Genomic DNA, 16,760 nt, shown 5'->3' on the forward strand with positions numbered 1-16,760 from the left:
GGTTCCCCCACCTCCCATCCCCGTCTACCTCTATATAATGGTGTCCGCCATGCCCCCCTGACACCCTCCCGGGAGAAGGATAAAGATAGCAGAGATCAGATAAAAATAGATATTCTGTGAGTCTGGTGATTTCTTGAAGAGCCCATTTGATGTCGGAGATCCGCGGTATCACCTCTCTGTCACCGCCCTCCTGAGTGCGGTCGTTGCCATGGTCATGTTCACCGAGGCGATGCTGGCGCCGGCCCTCCCGGCCATCCAGAACGAGTTCGCCATCTCGGGCGTCCTGAACTCGTGGATCCTGACAATCCCCCTCCTTGTCGCCGCCATCATCTCGCCGGTCATCGGAAAATGCGGCGACCTCTACGGCAAGAAGAGGATGATCCTCTTCTCTGTCATCGTCTATGCGGCGGGCGTCTTCGCGAGCGGGTGGGCCCCGGACATCTGGGTCCTCATCCTGTGTCGGGCGATGCAAGGAGTGGGCCTTGGCGTCCTGCCCCTCGGGTACGCCCTGATCAGGGAGCAGTTCCCGCAGGAGAAGGTCCCTGTCGCCATCGGGACGATCGCCGCGATGTTCGGTGCCGGTGCCTTCCTCGGCATCTTCATCGGTTCCTGGATCATCGAGCACTTCGGTTGGAGGATGACCTATCATGTGGCGGCGCCCGTGGTCTTCCTCCTCGTCCTTGCAGCGGTACTTGTCATCGTCCCGTCGCCCCGCGTCCGGGGTGCGGCGATCGACAGGCCCGGCGTGGTCACCCTCACCCTCTTCCTCCTCTCTGTCGTGCTGGCCCTCACCCTCGGCGGACAGGAAGGGTGGACGTCGACGGCAGTCATCGTCTGTGCCGTGCTCGCCGTCATCTTTGCCGTCCTCTTTGCCCGTGTCGAGAGGCGGTCGCCCGACCCGATGATCGACCCGGCCATGCTCAGGAAGGCTCCTGTGGTCATCGCGATGACCATCGGGTTTCTCATCTCCATGCTCACCTTCATGGTCATCCAGACTCTCCCCTATCTCATAGAGAGTCCGACAGGTCTTGGTCTCTCCCACTTTGCCGTCGGCCTGGTGATGATGCCCGGCGCTCTCGCCGACATGATCTGCGGCCCCCTCACCGGCATCTTCATCGGGCGGCGAGGAACGCGTGCCGCCATGCTCGTCGGGTCTGTACTCTTCGCCGCGGGGGCCGTCTGCTATCTCCTCCTCGACTCCTCAATGGTGACTCTCGTCCTTGCGGGTATCCTCTTCAATGCCGGGATGTCGGTCACCCTCACCGGCAACACGATCATCGTCGTCAGGTCGGTGCGGCCGGAAGAGACCGGCATCGGGACTGCGGTCTACCATACCGCCCAGAACATGGGCGGGATGATCGGCCCGGTAATTGCGGGGATATTCATCTCTCTCCATGTAGTGTCGGTGCCGGGATGGGACGCCGCCGTACCCACAGGCGAGGCTTTCACCTCGATATTCGGCCTGATCGTCCTTCTCGCCCTCTTCGTCATCCTCCTTGCCCGGCAGATCCGGGACAGTGAGGTGACGGCTGCGGTCCCGGGGAAGTAATCAAAAAAAGTAGAGCCTGGTCGGGGTACGCCCCTTACCAGGCCTCGACAAAGGCCATCTCTGTATAGAGGTCTTCGAGCCGCGCCTTGTGTCCCCTCTCCATCTTCGCCAGTTCGACGAAGACCCGCTTCTGGGCCTGGTCGGTGCTGAGTTCGGCAAACTGTTCGTACATCTCCATGGCGTCCTCTTCCCTCTTGATGGCATATTTCAGGCCGTCAAGGGGCTTCATGTCGGTCGTCGGTTGCGGGCGCTCGAAGGTGGACGAGACCTTGTAGTCCTTCGACTCGTCGAAGTGGAGTTCGCCGGTCTTTCCGGAGAGATAGCCCTCCAGAAGTTTCCTGTGCTGCTTCTCCTCTTCGGCAAGTTCCCCGAAGAGCGCCTTCAGGTTTGTGTCTTTCACCTTCTCCTGGACCGACTCGTAGAAGACATATGCCTCGACTTCTTTGTCGATTGCCTGGGACAGGATTTCCCTGTACATATCAAGTTTCAGCATGGTCATTCCCCCCTGCACGGGAGACCAGATGACCTCCTGCCATATAGAGTGTTCCCCCGGAGAGACACGAGGCCCTTCGCCGCCACCTCAATCTTTTTTTCGGCATAAAACCCTGACTATAGCGTGTCTGCCAGAGGTACGGAATTTTCAGAGGAGCACGCGGTGCTGGTCGGGAAGTTCGAGAGGGCCCTGACCGGAGAGGGGGCGGGCAGGGCGGCCTGCCTCGCCCTCCGCAGGGTGATCTGCCACTACTACCGGCACCAGGGGCGGCAGATGGCATGGAGGGAGACGAACGACCCGTACAGGATCTTCGTCTCCGAGGTGATGCTGCAGCAGACAGGGGTGGAGCGGGTCAGGCAGAAATACGCGGAGTTCATCGAGAAATTTCCGGATTTCCCTGCACTCTCCGCGGCCGAGCAGCGAGACGTCCTTGCTGCCTGGCAGGGTCTCGGCTACAACAGGCGGGCGCTCGCCATCCACCGTTCGGCACAGATTGTCATGGAGACATTCGGCGGTGCACTCCCCCGGACGGTTGAAAACCTCGAGTCCCTCCCGGGCATCGGCCAGGCGACGGCCTCATCGATCGCGGCATTCACCTTCAATGACCCGACCGTCTTCATCGAGACCAATGTCCGCCGCGTCTTCATCCACTTCTTCTTCAGAGGCAGGGAAGGGGTCGCCGATGCCGAGATCCTCCCCCTTGTCGCCGAAACTCTCGACCCTGAGCACCCGCGGGAGTTCTACTGGGGGGTGATGGACTATGGCACCATGCTCAAGAAACGGTACCCCAACCCGAACCGGCGGAGTGCCTCCTATGCTCGCCAGAGTCGATTCGAAGGGTCTGACCGGCAGGTCAGGGGCCGTGTTCTCAAGGTGCTTCTCAGTGAGGGGCCCATGAACACGGCCGACCTCCTCGCGGGTCTGGAGGTGGACGACCGAGAAAAAGGAGAGATTATTCTTCAAAAAATGGTGGCTGAGGGATTTGTAGCGGAAGAGTCGGGAAAGTACCGTCTTCGGTAGTGTCGTTCCCGACTTTCTCGTCTGCCACTGTTTCGTTTCCACTGGCACCGTTCTCGGCGGGCACGTCCCCGGTTGCGTTGTCGTGCCCTTCACGCCAGAAGAGGTCGGGGATGGGGATTTCCTCCTCTCCCGCCGGTTCCATACCGTTCTCCTCTCCTTCTGCCATCATCCCGTACTTCGTGACAGGGTAGGGGGAGTATCCCTCGAAGACCAGGCGGTCCTCGGGGTCGTAGCCGATAAACTCCGTCTTCATCACCTCGGCCCTGAGGGGGTGATCGATGGCGTCGGGGGCGACGGTGACGAGGCGTATGTTCCCACTGCCGCCGTGGTCCTCGGCCCATTCTTTTTCAACGATCATCCTGACGACGACCTGCGGACCGGTGCCCGCGTCCTGCCGCACGATGCCAGCGATGGCGACGCCGTCGAACTCGTGAGCGATCTCGGGCACATAGTCCTCCCCGCCGAGCAGGAAGGACCTGAGGAGGTAGGGGTCCTTGTTCTGGCCAGGTTGTTCAGCCGCTGCCATGCTCTTCATCTCCTGGGGTGCCGACATGTTCTCTGGGGCGGGTTCTTCCGGTTTGACGGGTTTGTCCGCCCCGCGGAGCAGGACCGCTCCTTCTCCGCCTGTCCCTGTCCCGACGGCGATCTCTGTCCCGTCAGGGGTGATCGCTATCCCGAAGACCGGGTGGCCGATGTCATAGGTCCGGACGACATCGCCGGCACGGGTGAAGAGGGTGACTGTGTGGCCCGAGGATGCTGCCACATATGCCCCATTCTCGGAGACGGCCACGCCATAGACCCTCTCTTGTGTGTTATACTTCCAGAGCACCGTGCCGTTCCTGTCGAAGAGATATACGAAGTAATTCAACGACCCTGCCGCTACGTAATCTCCTTCAGGTGACACGGAGATGCTGGTTACTGCTTTCCCGGTGTCGAAGGTCCAGAGAGGGGTGCCCTGGTTGTCGAAGACAGAAACCAGTGCGTCCTTTCCTCCCGCGGCGATGACCGAACCGTCGAATGAGAGGGCAAGGGCCTTCGGGTCACCCTCCAGGACCTGTGTCCACCGCCTCTTGCCGTCCGCGGTCAGGAGCACGAGCTGGTTGTTGTCGTAACCGGCCGCAACATATTTCCCATCTCCAGAAATGGCTGCACCATATGCGTAGTAATCGTCCTCAACCTGAGTTACGATATCGCCGTTCCTGTTGAGGACTCTAACCTTGTCGGACGCGACGGCGATGAGATTCCCGTCGTCTGAAGAGGACACCTGAAAGACAGGGCAGCCTGTGGGATAGGTCCAGAGTTCCTTTCCCGTACGGTCAAGAAGCACGACTCCCCCACTCTCCTGGGTCCCTGCGGCAACCAGGTCCCCGCCAGGCGTGATCGACGTGGAGACGACCCTGCTTCCGAGTGCTGTTTCCCAGACCGGTTTGCCGGTCTCCTCTGCCACGGCGAGAGAGGGGCAGAAGAGGAGGACGATACATGCGAGTGCAATTGCTTTTTTTTTCAATGGATTCCCCCCGATACTTTATGGTATGCCTGAATTGGCCCGATAGATCCTTTTGATTGATGTTTAATTAATATTATTATTGTACCAAAAGGATGCAGGGAAGAAAAAAGGGGTTTTTGCGCCTTAGGAAAGCGCTGCAAGTCCACCATAATCGATGGAATTTGCAAATGCGTACAGGTCGTCTTTCGAACCTCCGTCAACGTTGACAAAGACGATGATCCTGTCCTTGATCCCGACATAGACGCCATAGTCCTCGGCAGTTTTGTCGATGTACTCCCATGCGGGGTGGCCCTTCATCGTTGTCGACTTCCATGAGAAATCATCCGTTTCGATGGTCATCGCCGCGTCCCACATCGTCCAGTAACCTTCTCTCATGCCGGCCGTGTCCTGGATATAGACCGCCGCGGTGATGTCGGGATTGTCCGTCCGGGAGTAGGTGGCCCATGCCGAGCTCCAGTCCTCACCATCTGCTTTATAGGTCACGCCACTCTTGTCGTCGAGTTGCCAGCCTCCGGGTGCTGCCGGAAGGAATTTCTGGAGTTCTGTGTAGGAGACGGCGGGTACCGATGAGGAGGGGGAGGAGGAAGAGGGCGACGATGACGCACTGCCGGCATCGCCAGAGGTGGTCTGGGGTGCGGCGGGCGTCTGCTTCTCCGACGCACCGGTACATCCAGCTGCGGCTGCCATGATAACCATCATCAGAACAATAGAGCCCAATAACAGAGCCTTTGCATGATTTAACTGTTCTACGCGCATAGTATCACGTTCGCAGCGATATAATCGATCATAATATTTATCCGTTGCGCAACGATTTAGGTGGGCCAGGGAAACTGTTATATCGCGGGAGGTGCAGCACGGCAGGGGGAGAGATATGCCCAGGGCAGAGTGGAAAGGGAAGATCCTTGCCGAGAGCGATCATGTGAGGATGGTCGAAGGGAATGTGTATTTCCCTCCTGAGTCAGTCAGGCGCGAGTGCCTGCAGGAGTCGCCCACCAGGAGCATATGCCCCTGGAAGGGTGAGGCGCACTATTACACGGTTGTCGTGGGCGAGGAGGAGAACCCTGACGCCGCCTGGTATTACCCTGAACCCAAACCGGCGGCGAAGCAAATCTGTAATTATATCGCGTTCTGGAAAGGAGTGAAGGTAGCTGACTGAATAACAAAAAGAAACTTTTTTATCTGGTGCAATGGAGACGCCAATGTGGAGAGAGCATGGAGATTGTAAAGATACCCCGGATGGAGAAAGAAGAGTACGACCAGCTCATTGCCGACGGGTTCATCGCCAGGATCGCCTTCCAGGGGGAGAAGTACCCCTATATCGCACCATTCCTCTACGTCTTCGACGGCACGTTCCTCTACTTCCTCTCGACCAAGTACGGGCGAAAGAACGACCTCTTCAGGAAGAGTCCCTATGTCTCAGTCGAGGTTGAGAAATTCACCAGGGATCTCTCCTGCTATACCTTTGTGACGATGCAGGGGTACCTCAGGCAGGAGGAGGACACGATTCAGAAGAAGATCGTCAGGAATGAGTTTGTCAGGATGATCAAGGAGCGGAAACTCTCGACAAACATCCTTGCGGCGCTCGGCCACCTGCCCGGGGATCCCATCGAGTCTATCGCCTCGGAGGAGCGCTCGAACATCTGGAAGCTGACCGGCGTCGTCGATATCGTCGCCCTGAAAAACCTCTGAGTGCCTGTTTTGCAGAATCGCTCACGAAACGAAGTTTCAAGCGGTTCTTTGAAAACCACCTCAGTGGTTTTCATGGTAATTCCTGTTCTGGAGTTTCTGTGCCGGGGGACTACCAGCGAAGACCTGATGGTCCGTGGCACATCGAAGATGTGCACGCACAGGAAAATCTCCGATTTTCCGTCTTCTCGATTCCCTTCGGTCATTCCCTGTTCTGGATTGGACCGGGGAAGATAGAACCCAGGATTCAGAGGAGGGCGATTGCCATCCCGGGCCTATCCTATTGTTGGGGGTCCGGGGGCGTGCCCCCGGGCTCCTGATGAGGGGATGGCATTGCATGGAGATTCTAAGTCTTGAATAACAGTGGCTGGAGAACAGGGTCTGTTTTTCTCAAAATCACTACTCTTACCTCCCCCTCAGGAAAAAAGTCTGAGATGGTACCGTGAGCCTTTTTTTCCCTCACTTCTCTCTTCGCTGCCACCTCTTCAGCACGAACGCCCCCATCACAACGACAAAGATCCCGCCGAGCACCGCCCTGATGACCGGGGCCGTGGTGTCGGTGCCGCGGAGGAGGGCATGGACGAGCCCGAGAAGGAGGGCGGCGTACATGAGCATATGAAAGGGTCGCCAGTGCGCGGTGTACCTCTTCCTGAGGCTGACCGCTGTCAGGGCGACGAGGATGAGGACGAGGGCCGGCCGCCCCGCATAGGTCCAGAACTCCACCCATGTCCAGGTCGAGGGGAGGAGAACCTCAAGGCTCCCGGCCAGGAGGGCGTAGGAGAGGGGGTGGAGGAGGATGGCGGCAAGGCCGAAGGCGGCGAGGAAGTGGTGGACCGCGAGGAAGGGCCTGCCGAAGACCTCCCTGATCTCGCGGAGGAAGGGCGACATCGAGGCGGCGAGGGCGAGGGCAAGGTAGCCGTTGAGGGCCAGGAGGCGGACGAGAAGAGAGAGGGGGTCGCCGCCTGCCAGAAGAACGGAAACGCTGACGATGAAAAAGAGCGCCGCTATTCCCCCGGCCAGCACCGCCCCCCGCCTCTCCATGCCCTCCCTTTGCCGGGGGGTTATATCAGGGTTTGCCGGCGGCCGCTCGCCAGAGGGCGACCTTCTCCTCCACGGTGAGGCGGGCGTTCGCCGGACTTGTCGAGGGGAGGGAGAGGACGACGATGCCCGGCGTTGCCCACACCTCCGGGTGGACGCGCCTGAGCCACTGCTCCGCCGTCCTGCCATTGAGGACGACGGTCCTCACTGTCGGGTGGTCGCGGAGAAAGCCCGGGATGTCGTTGGCCCTTGCGTCCCTGATGGAGGCGTCGCTGCTCCCCTCCCGCGTGCACCCTGCAAGGACGTCCCAGAGAGCGACCCCGGTCGCCTTCAGACCTTCAAGTCGCTCATGATAGGGATGGTCCCTGCGGACGCCGAAGACCCCCTCCATCACCCGCCAGAAGGCGTTCCGCGGGTTCGCATAGTACTCGCCGGCCTGCAGGGAGGCGACGCTCGGGAAACTGCCCAGGATCAGGACGCGGGGTTCGCGTCCCGCGGCAGGGAGAAGGCCGGTCATCCCCGCCGACTCTCCCGCATCGAGAGGGCGATCCGCTGTCTCTTCAGGTCCACCGAAAGGACGGTGACGGCGACCCGGTCATGCACCCCCACGACGTCGAGGGGGCGGGCGACATAGGAGTCGGCCAGTTCGCTCACGTGGACCAGGCCATCCGTCCCGACCCCGATGTCCACGAAGGCCCCGAATGCCGTCACATTGGTCACCGTCCCGGAGAGGGCCATGCCGGGGGCCAGGTCGTCGACCGAGGCGGGTGCGTCCTCATAGACGCTCAGGTCGAAGGGCGGCCGAGGGTCCCGTCCCGGGGCGGCGAGTTCGGCGCATATGTCCTGCACCGTTGGGAGGCCGACCGCACCATGCACATAGCATTCGGGCTCGACCTTCCTGAGGAGGGATGGGTTGCCGATCAGGTCGCCGACGCCGACACCCAGGTCGGCGGCCATCGCCCTGACGACCGGCGCGTGCATCGGGTGGACGGCGGTGGCGTCCAGGGGGTCTGCCCCCCTGGCGACACGCAGAAACCCGGCCGCCTGTTCGAAGGTCTTCGGTCCGATCCCGGGCACGTCCCGGAGGGCACGGCGAGACCCGAAGGGGCCGTGCTCCTCCCTGAAGGCGACGATCCGTTCGGCCTGCGCCGGCCCGATCCCGGAGACCCTGGCGAGGAGGAGGGCGCTCGCCGTGTTCATCTCCACCCCGACAGCATTGACCGCGCTGACGACCGTGTCGCCGAGAGCCGCGGCCAGGAGTCTCCCGTCCACATCGTGCTGGTACTGCCCGACGCCGAGGGCCTGCGGGTCGATCTTCACCAGTTCGGCGAGCGGGTTCTGGAGGCGCCTGCCGATGGAGACGGCGCTCCTGAGGGTGAGGTCGAGGTCGGGGAACTCACGGCGTGCCTCCGCCGAGGCAGAGTAGACCGAGGCCCCGCACTCGCTCACCGTGATCACCGGGACTTCCAGGTCGAGAGTCTGGAGATAGGCCCGCGCCTCCCGGCCGCCGTGCCCGTTCCCGACGGCGATCACCTCGACCCCGTACCGCCGGCAGAGGTCGGCGAGCACCACCCCGGCCTTCGCCTCCTGCCGGTGCGGCGGGAGGGGGCGGACGACCGTGGCGTCGAGGAGTTTCCCCTGCCCGTCCAGGCAGGCGACCTTGCACCCGGCCGCGAAACCGGGGTCGACGGCAAGCACGACTTTTCTCCCCAGAGCAGGGGCCAGGAGGAGACGCCTGAGGTTTGCGGCAAAGACCCGCACCGCCTCCAGGTCGGCCCTTTCCTTCGCGGCCGCGAGAGTCTCGCGCTCCATCGCCGGGGCAAGGAGGCGGCGGTACCCGTCCTGCACTGCAGCGGCCACCACCTCCGCCACCGGCCCCCGGCCCCTCTTCCCCAGCAGGGCGAGCGCCCGTCTCTCCGGCGGGGCGACCGTGAGGGAGAGCAGGCCCTCCCGCGCCCCCCGCAGCACAGCGTGGACGCGGTGGGCCGGCATCGCCCTGACAGTCCCGGTATATCCTGCATAGTCGGCGTACGGCGTGGCCGCGAGGTCCTTCCCGCGTGCCGCCCTGACCGTGATCACCCCGGCCTCCGCGAAGAGGCGGCGCATCGCCGCCCTGACGTCGGCGTCCTCGGAGACGGTCGCGGCGATGATGTCCTTCGCACCGGCAAGAGCCTCCGCAGCGTCGACAGGGCCGCCGGGGCGGACATATCTCCGCGCCTCGGCCTCGGGGTCGGCGCACTCACCCCCGAGCAGGGCCTCTGCCAGGGGCGCGAGCCCCTGCTCCCGCGCCGCAGAGGCGCGGGTCCGGCGTCCCGGCCTGAAGGGGAGATAGAGGTCTTCGAGGGCCGCGGGGGTCTCCGCCCCCATCACGCCGGCCAGGAGGGCAGGAGTGAGCACGCCCTGCTCCCGCAGCGACGCGATCACCGTCTCCCGCCGGTCTTCGAGCCTCTGCATCGCGGCAAGGCGGTCCCTGATCGCGGCGACGGCCACCTCGTCCAGAGACCCGGTCGCCTCCTTCCTGTACCTCGCGATGAAGGGGACGGTCGCGCCGCCAGCAAGGAGGGCCACGGTCCCTTCCACCTGCTCCCTCCTGATCCCGAGGGCGGCCGCAATGCCGGCGGCGATCCAGCCCGAGCGCTCCCCGGTCGCTTCAGCCTCCATTCTTCTGAACTCTTGGGCCCTCTCCTGATAAAGGCGCGCCGGCCCGTTCACTTTCACTGCCCACTCCTGTACCTCTATGAGGTCCGAGGACAGAGTATCCGCGTGATGAAACACCTCGTCGTCAGGGGCGCGAGGGAGCACAACCTCAGGGATATCACCGTCACCCTCCCCCGCGACCGCCTCGTCGTCCTCACCGGCGTCTCCGGTTCAGGCAAGTCCACCCTCGCCTTCGACACCATCTATGCCGAGGGGCAGAGGCGGTACGTGGAGTCCCTCTCCGCCTACGCTCGCCAGTTCCTCGGTCTGATGAAGAAACCCGACGTCGACGCCATCGAGGGCCTCTCCCCCGCCATCTCCATCGAGCAGAAGACGACCTCGAAGAACCCGCGGAGCACCGTCGGCACGGTCACCGAGATCTACGACTACCTCCGCCTCCTCTATGCCCGCATCGGCGTGCCGTACTGTCCCGAGCACGGCACGCGCATCGAATCGCGCTCGCCCGAGGCGATAGCCGACGCCATCGCGGCCTCTTTCGCCGGGCAGGTGACCGTCCTCGCTCCTGTCGTCAGGCAGAAGAAGGGGACGTACGGGCAACTCCTCAAGGATCTCAACGCCGAAGGCTTCAGCCGCGTCCGTCTCGACGGTGCGATCGTGCGGACCGACGAGGAGCACCCCCTGGAGAGGTACGTCAAGCACGACATCGACGTCGTCGTCGACCGCCTCGACCCGGCCGAGCGCTCACGCCTCGTCGAGGCCGTCGAGGGCGCCCTCGCTAAGTCCGGCGGCCTCGTCATCGCCGTCGGGAAGGACGGCCGCGAGGAAACCTACTCTGCAAAGATGGCCTGCCCTATCTGCGGCCTCTCCTTCGAGGAACTCCAGCCGCGGATGTTCTCCTTCAACTCCCCCTTCGGGGCCTGCGAGGAGTGCAATGGCCTCGGCATCAGGATGGACTTCGACCCGGCCCTCATCATCCCCGACCCCTCCCTGAGCATCGCGGACGGCGCCGTCGCCCTGTACAAAAACTATGTCGACGGCTACAGGACGCAGTACCTCGCCGCGGTCGCCCGCCACTTCGGATTCTCGGTGCTGACGCCGATCCGGGACCTGACGCCGGGCCAGTACGAGGCCCTGATGTACGGCTCTCCCGACCAGATGAGGTTCTCCGTGCAGGGGAAGGGGGGCGACACCAGCTGGTCGCACACCGGTGCTTGGGAAGGCCTCCTCCCGCAGGCCGAACGCCTGTACCACCAGACCCAGTCGGAGTACCGCCGGGAGGAACTGGAGAAGTTCATGCGGGTCTCGCCCTGCCCGAAGTGCGGGGGCAAGAGGCTGAAGGAGAAGGTGCTCGCCGTGAAGGTCGGCGGGAAGAGCATCGTGGAGGTGACGGACCTCCCGATCACCGCGGCCATCCGGTTCTTCGACGACCTCGAACTTACCGGCAGGGAGGCCGAGATCGCCCGCCAGGTCCTCAAGGAGATCAGGGCCCGCCTCACCTTCCTCGAAGAGGTCGGCCTCGGCTACCTCACCCTCTCGCGGAGCGCCGGCACCCTCTCAGGCGGCGAGGCCCAGCGCATCCGTCTCGCCACCCAGATCGGCTCCAACCTGACGGGCGTGCTCTACGTCCTGGACGAACCCTCCATCGGCCTCCACCAGCGCGACAACCGCAGGCTCATCGAGACCCTCAAAAAACTCCGCGACCTGGGGAACACCCTCATCGTCGTCGAGCACGACGAGGAGACGATCAGGGCGGCGGACCATGTCGTGGACATCGGCCCCGGCGCCGGGATGCACGGCGGCGAGGTCGTCGCGGCCGGGACGCCCGACGAGGTGGCGGCATCTCCCGCCTCCCTCACCGGACAGTATCTCTCGGGCGCCCTCTCCATCCCGGTGCCCGCCCACAGGCGGCGGAGCGACGCGTACCTCAGGATCACCGGGTGCCGGGAGAACAACCTGAAGAATATCGACGCGGCCATCCCCCTCGGCACTCTCACCGTCGTCACCGGCGTCTCGGGGTCAGGCAAGTCCACCCTCGTCTACGACACCCTCTATCCCGCCCTCGCACGGGAGGTCTCGGGCTCGCGGGTCACGCCCGGCGCCTTCGCCACCCTCGCATCGGACACACCCGTGGACAAGGTGATCGTCATCGACCAGAGCCCCATCGGCAGGACGCCGCGGTCGAACCCGGCGACGTACACGAAGGTCTTCGACGAGATCAGGAAGGTCTTCGCGGAGACGAAGGAGGCGAAGGTGCGGGGCTACAAACCCGGCCGTTTCTCCTTCAACGTGAAAGGCGGGCGGTGCGAGGCCTGCCAGGGCGACGGCGTCATCAAGATCGAGATGAACTTCCTCCCGGACGTGTACGTGGAGTGCGACGAGTGCAAGGGGAAGCGCTTCAATGCCGAGACCCTGGAGGTGAAATACCGCGGGAAGTCCATCGCCGACGTCCTTGACATGACAGTCGAGGAGGCGACGGCGCTCTTCGAGAACATCCCGGCGATCAGGAACAGACTCGAGACCCTCTGCCGGGTCGGCCTCGGCTACATCAAACTCGGGCAGAGTTCGACGACTCTCTCCGGCGGCGAGGCGCAGAGGATCAAACTGACGCGCGAACTCTCGAAGAGGGCGACCGGCCGGACCGTCTATCTCCTCGACGAACCGACGACCGGCCTCCACTTCCACGACGTGAAAAAGCTCATCGGTGTCCTGGACGATCTCGTCGAGAAGGGGAACACCGTCGTGGTGATCGAGCACAACCTCGACGTGATCAAATGCGCCGACCACATCATCGACCTCGGCCCCGAGGGCGGGGACGCGGGCGGCAGGGTGATCGCCGCAGGCACCCCCGAGGAGGTGGCAGGGGTGAAGGAGAGTTATACCGGGCAGTTCCTGGCCGCGATGCTGAAATGATCGACCTCTCCGCCGTCCCCGAGGAACCGGGGTGCTACCTGTACCACGACGCCGCCGGGGACGTCATCTATGTCGGCAAGGCGAAGAACCTGAAGAGGCGGGTCTCCAGTTACTTCCAGAAGCACGGCCACGACGCCAAGACGCAGAGACTCGTCGAGCAGATCGCCTCGGCCGACTATATCGTGACGGAGAACGAGGTCGAGGCCCTGATCCTGGAGAACACCCTGATCAAGAGGCACCAGCCGAAGTACAACATCGACCTGAAGGACGCGAAGAACTATGCCTACATCCACCTCTCCGGCGGCGCCTTCCCGCGGATCGGGATCGCACGCCGGGCAGGGAAGGACGGCGAGTACTTCGGGCCCTTCGTCTCGGCGCGGGAGCGGGACTACGTTCTCTCCGTCGTGAAGAAGGCCTTCAGCCTCCGGTCGTGCCGCCGCCTTCCGAAGAGGCCCTGTCTCCGCCACCACATCGGCACCTGTTCGGCCCCCTGCACCGGGACGGTCACGGAGGAGGAGTACGCCGCACGGATCGACCGTGCGCGGGTGGTGCTCCGCGGACAGGGGAAGGACCTCGTCGCCGCCATGGAGGCGGAGATGGCCGGGAGGTCGAAGGCCCTCGAATTCGAGCGTGCCCTCGAACTGCGGGACGAGATCGCGGCGGTCAGGCACCTCGCGGGGCGGCAGAGGGTGGAGCGCCGGAGAGACCACGACGAGGACATCATCACCTACCAGGAGAAGGACGGGAACCTCTACCTCCTCCTCTTCCACGTCGAGATGGGCACCCTCACCGGGAAGCAGGAGTACGTCTTCGAGGCCTCGGACGACGCCGTCGAGGAGTTCCTGGTCCAGTACTACGGGGACCACGCGCCCCCGAAGGAGGTGGTCCTCCCCGCGGGCGTCGGCGAACCTCTCGCCGACTATCTGGCAGACCGCCGGGGCTCGAAGGTCGCGGTCACGGTGCCGCAGAAGGGGGACAAGAAGAAACTCCTCGACCTTGCGGAGAAGAACCTTGAGATCGCCTTCTTCGGCGACGCCCTGAAGGTCGAGGCCCTCCAGAAGGCCCTGCACCTCCCCGACCCGCCGAATGTCATCGAGTGCTTCGACATCTCCCACCTTGCAGGCACGGCGATGGTCGGGTCGATGGTGCAGTTCAGGGGTGGGAAACCTGACAAGAGGAACTACCGGCGCTTCAGGATCAGGTCTGTCGAGGGGATCGACGACTTCGCCTCCATCGCGGAGGTGGTCGGCCGCCGGTACGCCCGCATCCGCGACGAGGGCGGGGAGTTCCCCGACCTGGTGGTCGTCGACGGCGGGAAGGGGCAACTCGCCGCGGCCCTCGACGTCCTGAAGCGCCTCGGCACACGCCTCCCGGTCATCGCGATCGCCAAGAGGGAGGAGGAGATCTATGTGCCGGGTTTCCCCCACCCCCTGCCGATCAGGAAGGACGAGAAGTCCTCCCTCTTCGTGCAGGAGATCAGGGACGAGGCCCACCGCTTCGCGATCACCTACAACCGCCTGTTGCGGAGGAAGGAGATGACAGGATGACGGAATTCAAGGTACACGCGGATTTCAAACCGACAGGGTCCCAGCCCGACGCGATCAGGGGACTGACAGACGGACTTGCGGCGGGCGAACGCTTCCAGACCCTCCTCGGCGTGACCGGGTCGGGGAAGACCTTCACGGTCGCGAACGTGATCGAGGCGGTGCAGAGACCGACCCTGGTCATCGCCCACAACAAGACCCTGGCGGCGCAACTCTACCACGAGTTCTCCGGATTTTTCCCGGAGAACAGGGTGGAGTACTTCGTCTCGTACTACGACTACTACCAGCCTGAGTCGTACCTCCCGGCAAAGGACCAGTATATCGAGAAGGACGCCTCGATCAACCCGAAGATCGAGCAGATGCGCCTGGCCGCCACGGCCTCCGTGCTCTCGCGGCCCGACACCATCATCGTCGCCTCCGTCTCCTGCATCTACGGCCTCGGCAACCCGGCGAACTTCCAGGGAATGGGTTTCGAACTGAAGAGAGGGGAGAGGATGCGGCGGGCCGACCTTCTGGAGAGGCTCGTCGAGATCCAGTTCGAGAGGAACGATATCGACCTCGCGCCCGGCCGCTTCAGGGCGAAGGGCGACGTGATCGATATCGTCCCCGGCTATTTCAACGACATCATCAGGGTCGAACTCTTCGGCGACGAGGTCGACCGGATCTCGGAGATCGACAGGGTGACGGGACGGCGGAAGGAGACGATGGAGTATTTCTACGTCTATCCGGCCCGCCACTTCGTCGCCACGGAGGAGGAGAGGGAGAGGGCAATCGTCTCGATCGCGGAGGAACTCGAGGAAACCCTCCCCTCCCTCGGCATGATCGAGGCCCACCGCCTGAAGCAGCGCACTCTCTTCGACATCGAGATGATCCAGGAGACCGGGAGTTGCAAGGGGATAGAGAACTACTCCCGCCACTTCGACGGGAGGAAACCGGGCGAAAAGCCGTACTGCCTCCTGGATTACTTCCCGGACGACTTCCTGATGGTCATCGACGAGTCCCACCAGACGGTTCCGCAGGTGCGGGGGATGTACCGCGGCGACCGCTCACGGAAGGAGACCCTGGTGAAGTACGGCTTCCGCCTCCCCTCTGCCTTCGACAACCGGCCCCTCCGCTTCGCGGAGTTCGAGGGCTATATGAAGAACGTCATCTTCGTCTCGGCGACGCCGGGCGAGTACGAACTGACGCACTCGGCAGGGGTCGTCGAGCAGATCATCAGGCCGACAGGCCTCGTAGACCCGGTAGTGGAGGTGCGCCCGCTCGAAGGGCAGGTGGAGGACGTGATGGCGGAGATCAGGCGGACGATCGAGAGGGGCGACAGGGTGCTCGTCACCACCCTCACGAAGCGCCTTGCCGAGGAACTGACCGACTTCCTGGCAGAGCAGGGGATCAGGACGCGCTACCTCCACTCCGAGATCAACGCCCTCGAAAGGACGGAGATCATCAGGCAACTCCGTCTCGGCACGTTCGACGTCCTCGTCGGGATCAACCTCCTCCGTGAGGGCCTCGACATCCCTGAGGTCGGTTTCGTCGGCATTCTGGACGCGGACAAGGAGGGTTTCCTCAGGGACGCACGGAGCCTCATCCAGACCATCGGCAGGGCGGCGAGGAACGCGAACGCCCGCGTGGTGCTGTACGCGGATCATACCACCGACTCGATTCGCACCGCCCGCGCCGAAACCGACCGCCGGCGGCGGATGCAGGTCGCCTACAATGAAGCGCACGGCATCGTCCCGCAGACGATCAGAAAACCTGTCCCGGCAAAGGAGATCGACCTCACCGACACGAAGCACCTCCCGAAGTCGGAGATCCCGAACCTGGTCATCGAACTGGAGACGCAGATGTACAGGGCCGCGGAAGACCTCGACTTCGAGAGGGCGATCCTCCTCCGCGACCGGGTGAAGGAACTGCGGGCCGGGATGGAGAAATGAGGGGATCTCCCGGTACAATCTTACGGGAAGGCAGCGGATCGGTGTTCCGGAGGGGGACTACGCCCCCAGACCTCGAAAGCCTCTGGCTTTCTCATGCTCGCTATCGCTCGCACCCCGCTCAGGATAGGGGTGAGATGGCAAGCTCCCTTTCTAGGTTATCAGTCTGTCTTCCCCTGTCCTATCCTAATTTTTGGGGTCCGGGGGTGAAACCCCGGCGCGTGTTCTAGGGGAAGGCAGTAGATCGATGTCTGCGCTGGCGGACTATGCCCCCCCAGGAGACGCTCTGGAAAGGCAGTGATCTGACATTCTCCTTTCTCAGAGAAGGGTATGCTTCAGGGCGGATAATGGGCATATGGATGCATACAATATGTGCAAAAACGTATATGTTGTCATTTAGATCCATATTTTTGGCTGCAAATATTAT

At 63.0% G+C, this 16,760-nt stretch carries 13 protein-coding genes; 7 read left to right on the forward strand and 6 right to left on the reverse strand.

Annotated elements, in window-relative coordinates:
• Positions 1 to 133: 133 nt before the first annotated feature.
• Positions 134 to 1,549, forward strand: a complete 1,416-nt coding sequence (locus BP869_RS02420; RefSeq protein ID WP_342676549.1) for an MFS transporter — start codon at positions 134 to 136, stop codon at positions 1,547 to 1,549.
• Positions 1,550 to 1,583: 34 nt separating this feature from the next.
• Here the strand turns inward: BP869_RS02420 and BP869_RS02425 are convergent, their stop codons facing one another.
• Positions 1,584 to 2,042, reverse strand: coding sequence for a ferritin family protein (locus tag BP869_RS02425; RefSeq protein WP_342676552.1), 459 nt, complete (start codon positions 2,040 to 2,042; stop codon positions 1,584 to 1,586).
• A 123-nt stretch (positions 2,043 to 2,165) separates the two neighbouring features.
• On the opposite strand from BP869_RS02425, the gene BP869_RS02430 reads away from it, so the two are divergent.
• Positions 2,166 to 3,062 (forward strand): A/G-specific adenine glycosylase, encoded by an 897-nt coding sequence (locus tag BP869_RS02430; RefSeq protein WP_342676554.1) that lies wholly within the window; start codon positions 2,166 to 2,168, stop codon positions 3,060 to 3,062.
• Here the strand turns inward: BP869_RS02430 and BP869_RS02435 are convergent.
• Both BP869_RS02435 and BP869_RS02440 read right to left on the reverse strand, forming a co-directional pair.
• The gene (locus tag BP869_RS02435) at positions 2,995 to 4,569 is read right to left on the reverse strand and encodes a WD40 repeat domain-containing protein (RefSeq protein ID WP_342676556.1); all 1,575 of its coding nucleotides are present in this window, start codon (positions 4,567 to 4,569) and stop codon (positions 2,995 to 2,997) included. The genes BP869_RS02430 and BP869_RS02435 overlap by 68 nt on opposite strands.
• A 123-nt stretch (positions 4,570 to 4,692) precedes the next feature.
• Entirely contained in the window at positions 4,693 to 5,256 is a 564-nt protein-coding gene (locus BP869_RS02440; protein WP_342676558.1) for a hypothetical protein, read from the reverse strand.
• Positions 5,257 to 5,440: 184 nt separating this feature from the next.
• Between BP869_RS02440 and BP869_RS02445 the strand changes: the two genes are divergently transcribed.
• Together BP869_RS02445 and BP869_RS02450 are read left to right on the forward strand one after the other, a co-directional pair.
• Positions 5,441 to 5,725, forward strand: coding sequence for a DUF427 domain-containing protein (locus BP869_RS02445; protein ID WP_342676560.1), 285 nt, complete (start codon positions 5,441 to 5,443; stop codon positions 5,723 to 5,725).
• Between the two features lie 56 nt (positions 5,726 to 5,781).
• Positions 5,782 to 6,258 carry a pyridoxamine 5'-phosphate oxidase family protein gene (locus BP869_RS02450; RefSeq protein ID WP_342676562.1) on the forward strand — a complete coding sequence of 159 codons (477 nt, stop codon included), beginning with the start codon at positions 5,782 to 5,784 and terminating at the stop codon, positions 6,256 to 6,258.
• A gap of 456 nt (positions 6,259 to 6,714) precedes the next feature.
• Here the strand turns inward: BP869_RS02450 and BP869_RS02455 are convergent, their stop codons facing one another.
• The 3 genes from BP869_RS02455 to BP869_RS02465 are packed head-to-tail and all read right to left on the reverse strand — an operon-like array spanning position 6,715 to position 9,954.
• On the reverse strand, positions 6,715 to 7,296 hold the full coding sequence (locus BP869_RS02455; protein ID WP_342676563.1) for a hypothetical protein: 582 nt from the start codon (positions 7,294 to 7,296) through the stop codon (positions 6,715 to 6,717).
• A gap of 25 nt (positions 7,297 to 7,321) precedes the next feature.
• Positions 7,322 to 7,810: a DNA-deoxyinosine glycosylase gene (locus tag BP869_RS02460; protein ID WP_342676564.1), complete on the reverse strand. Its 489-nt coding sequence runs from the start codon at positions 7,808 to 7,810 to the stop codon at positions 7,322 to 7,324.
• A complete protein-coding gene (locus BP869_RS02465) occupies positions 7,807 to 9,954 on the reverse strand; it encodes a Tex family protein (RefSeq protein ID WP_342676565.1) in 2,148 nt (715 codons plus the stop codon). The genes BP869_RS02460 and BP869_RS02465 overlap by 4 nt, the downstream gene beginning before the upstream one ends.
• 105 nt (positions 9,955 to 10,059) lie before the next feature.
• Here BP869_RS02465 and uvrA point away from each other — a divergent pair, with 105 nt between their 5' ends.
• Genes uvrA through uvrB form a run of 3 tightly spaced genes read left to right on the forward strand, consistent with a single transcriptional unit; the run spans position 10,060 to position 16,336 of the window.
• Positions 10,060 to 12,861, forward strand: coding sequence for an excinuclease ABC subunit UvrA (uvrA, locus tag BP869_RS02470; protein WP_342676567.1), 2,802 nt, complete (start codon positions 10,060 to 10,062; stop codon positions 12,859 to 12,861).
• Positions 12,858 to 14,408: an excinuclease ABC subunit UvrC gene (gene uvrC / locus BP869_RS02475; protein ID WP_342676570.1), complete on the forward strand. Its 1,551-nt coding sequence runs from the start codon at positions 12,858 to 12,860 to the stop codon at positions 14,406 to 14,408. The genes uvrA and uvrC overlap by 4 nt, the downstream gene beginning before the upstream one ends.
• On the forward strand, positions 14,405 to 16,336 hold the full coding sequence (gene uvrB, locus BP869_RS02480; RefSeq protein WP_342676572.1) for an excinuclease ABC subunit UvrB: 1,932 nt from the start codon (positions 14,405 to 14,407) through the stop codon (positions 16,334 to 16,336). Before uvrC ends, uvrB begins: the two co-directional genes overlap by 4 nt.
• The last annotated feature ends 424 nt before the right edge of the window (positions 16,337 to 16,760 follow it).

This window comes from Methanofollis sp. UBA420 (genome assembly GCF_002498315.1).
Lineage (GTDB): Archaea > Halobacteriota > Methanomicrobia > Methanomicrobiales > Methanofollaceae > Methanofollis.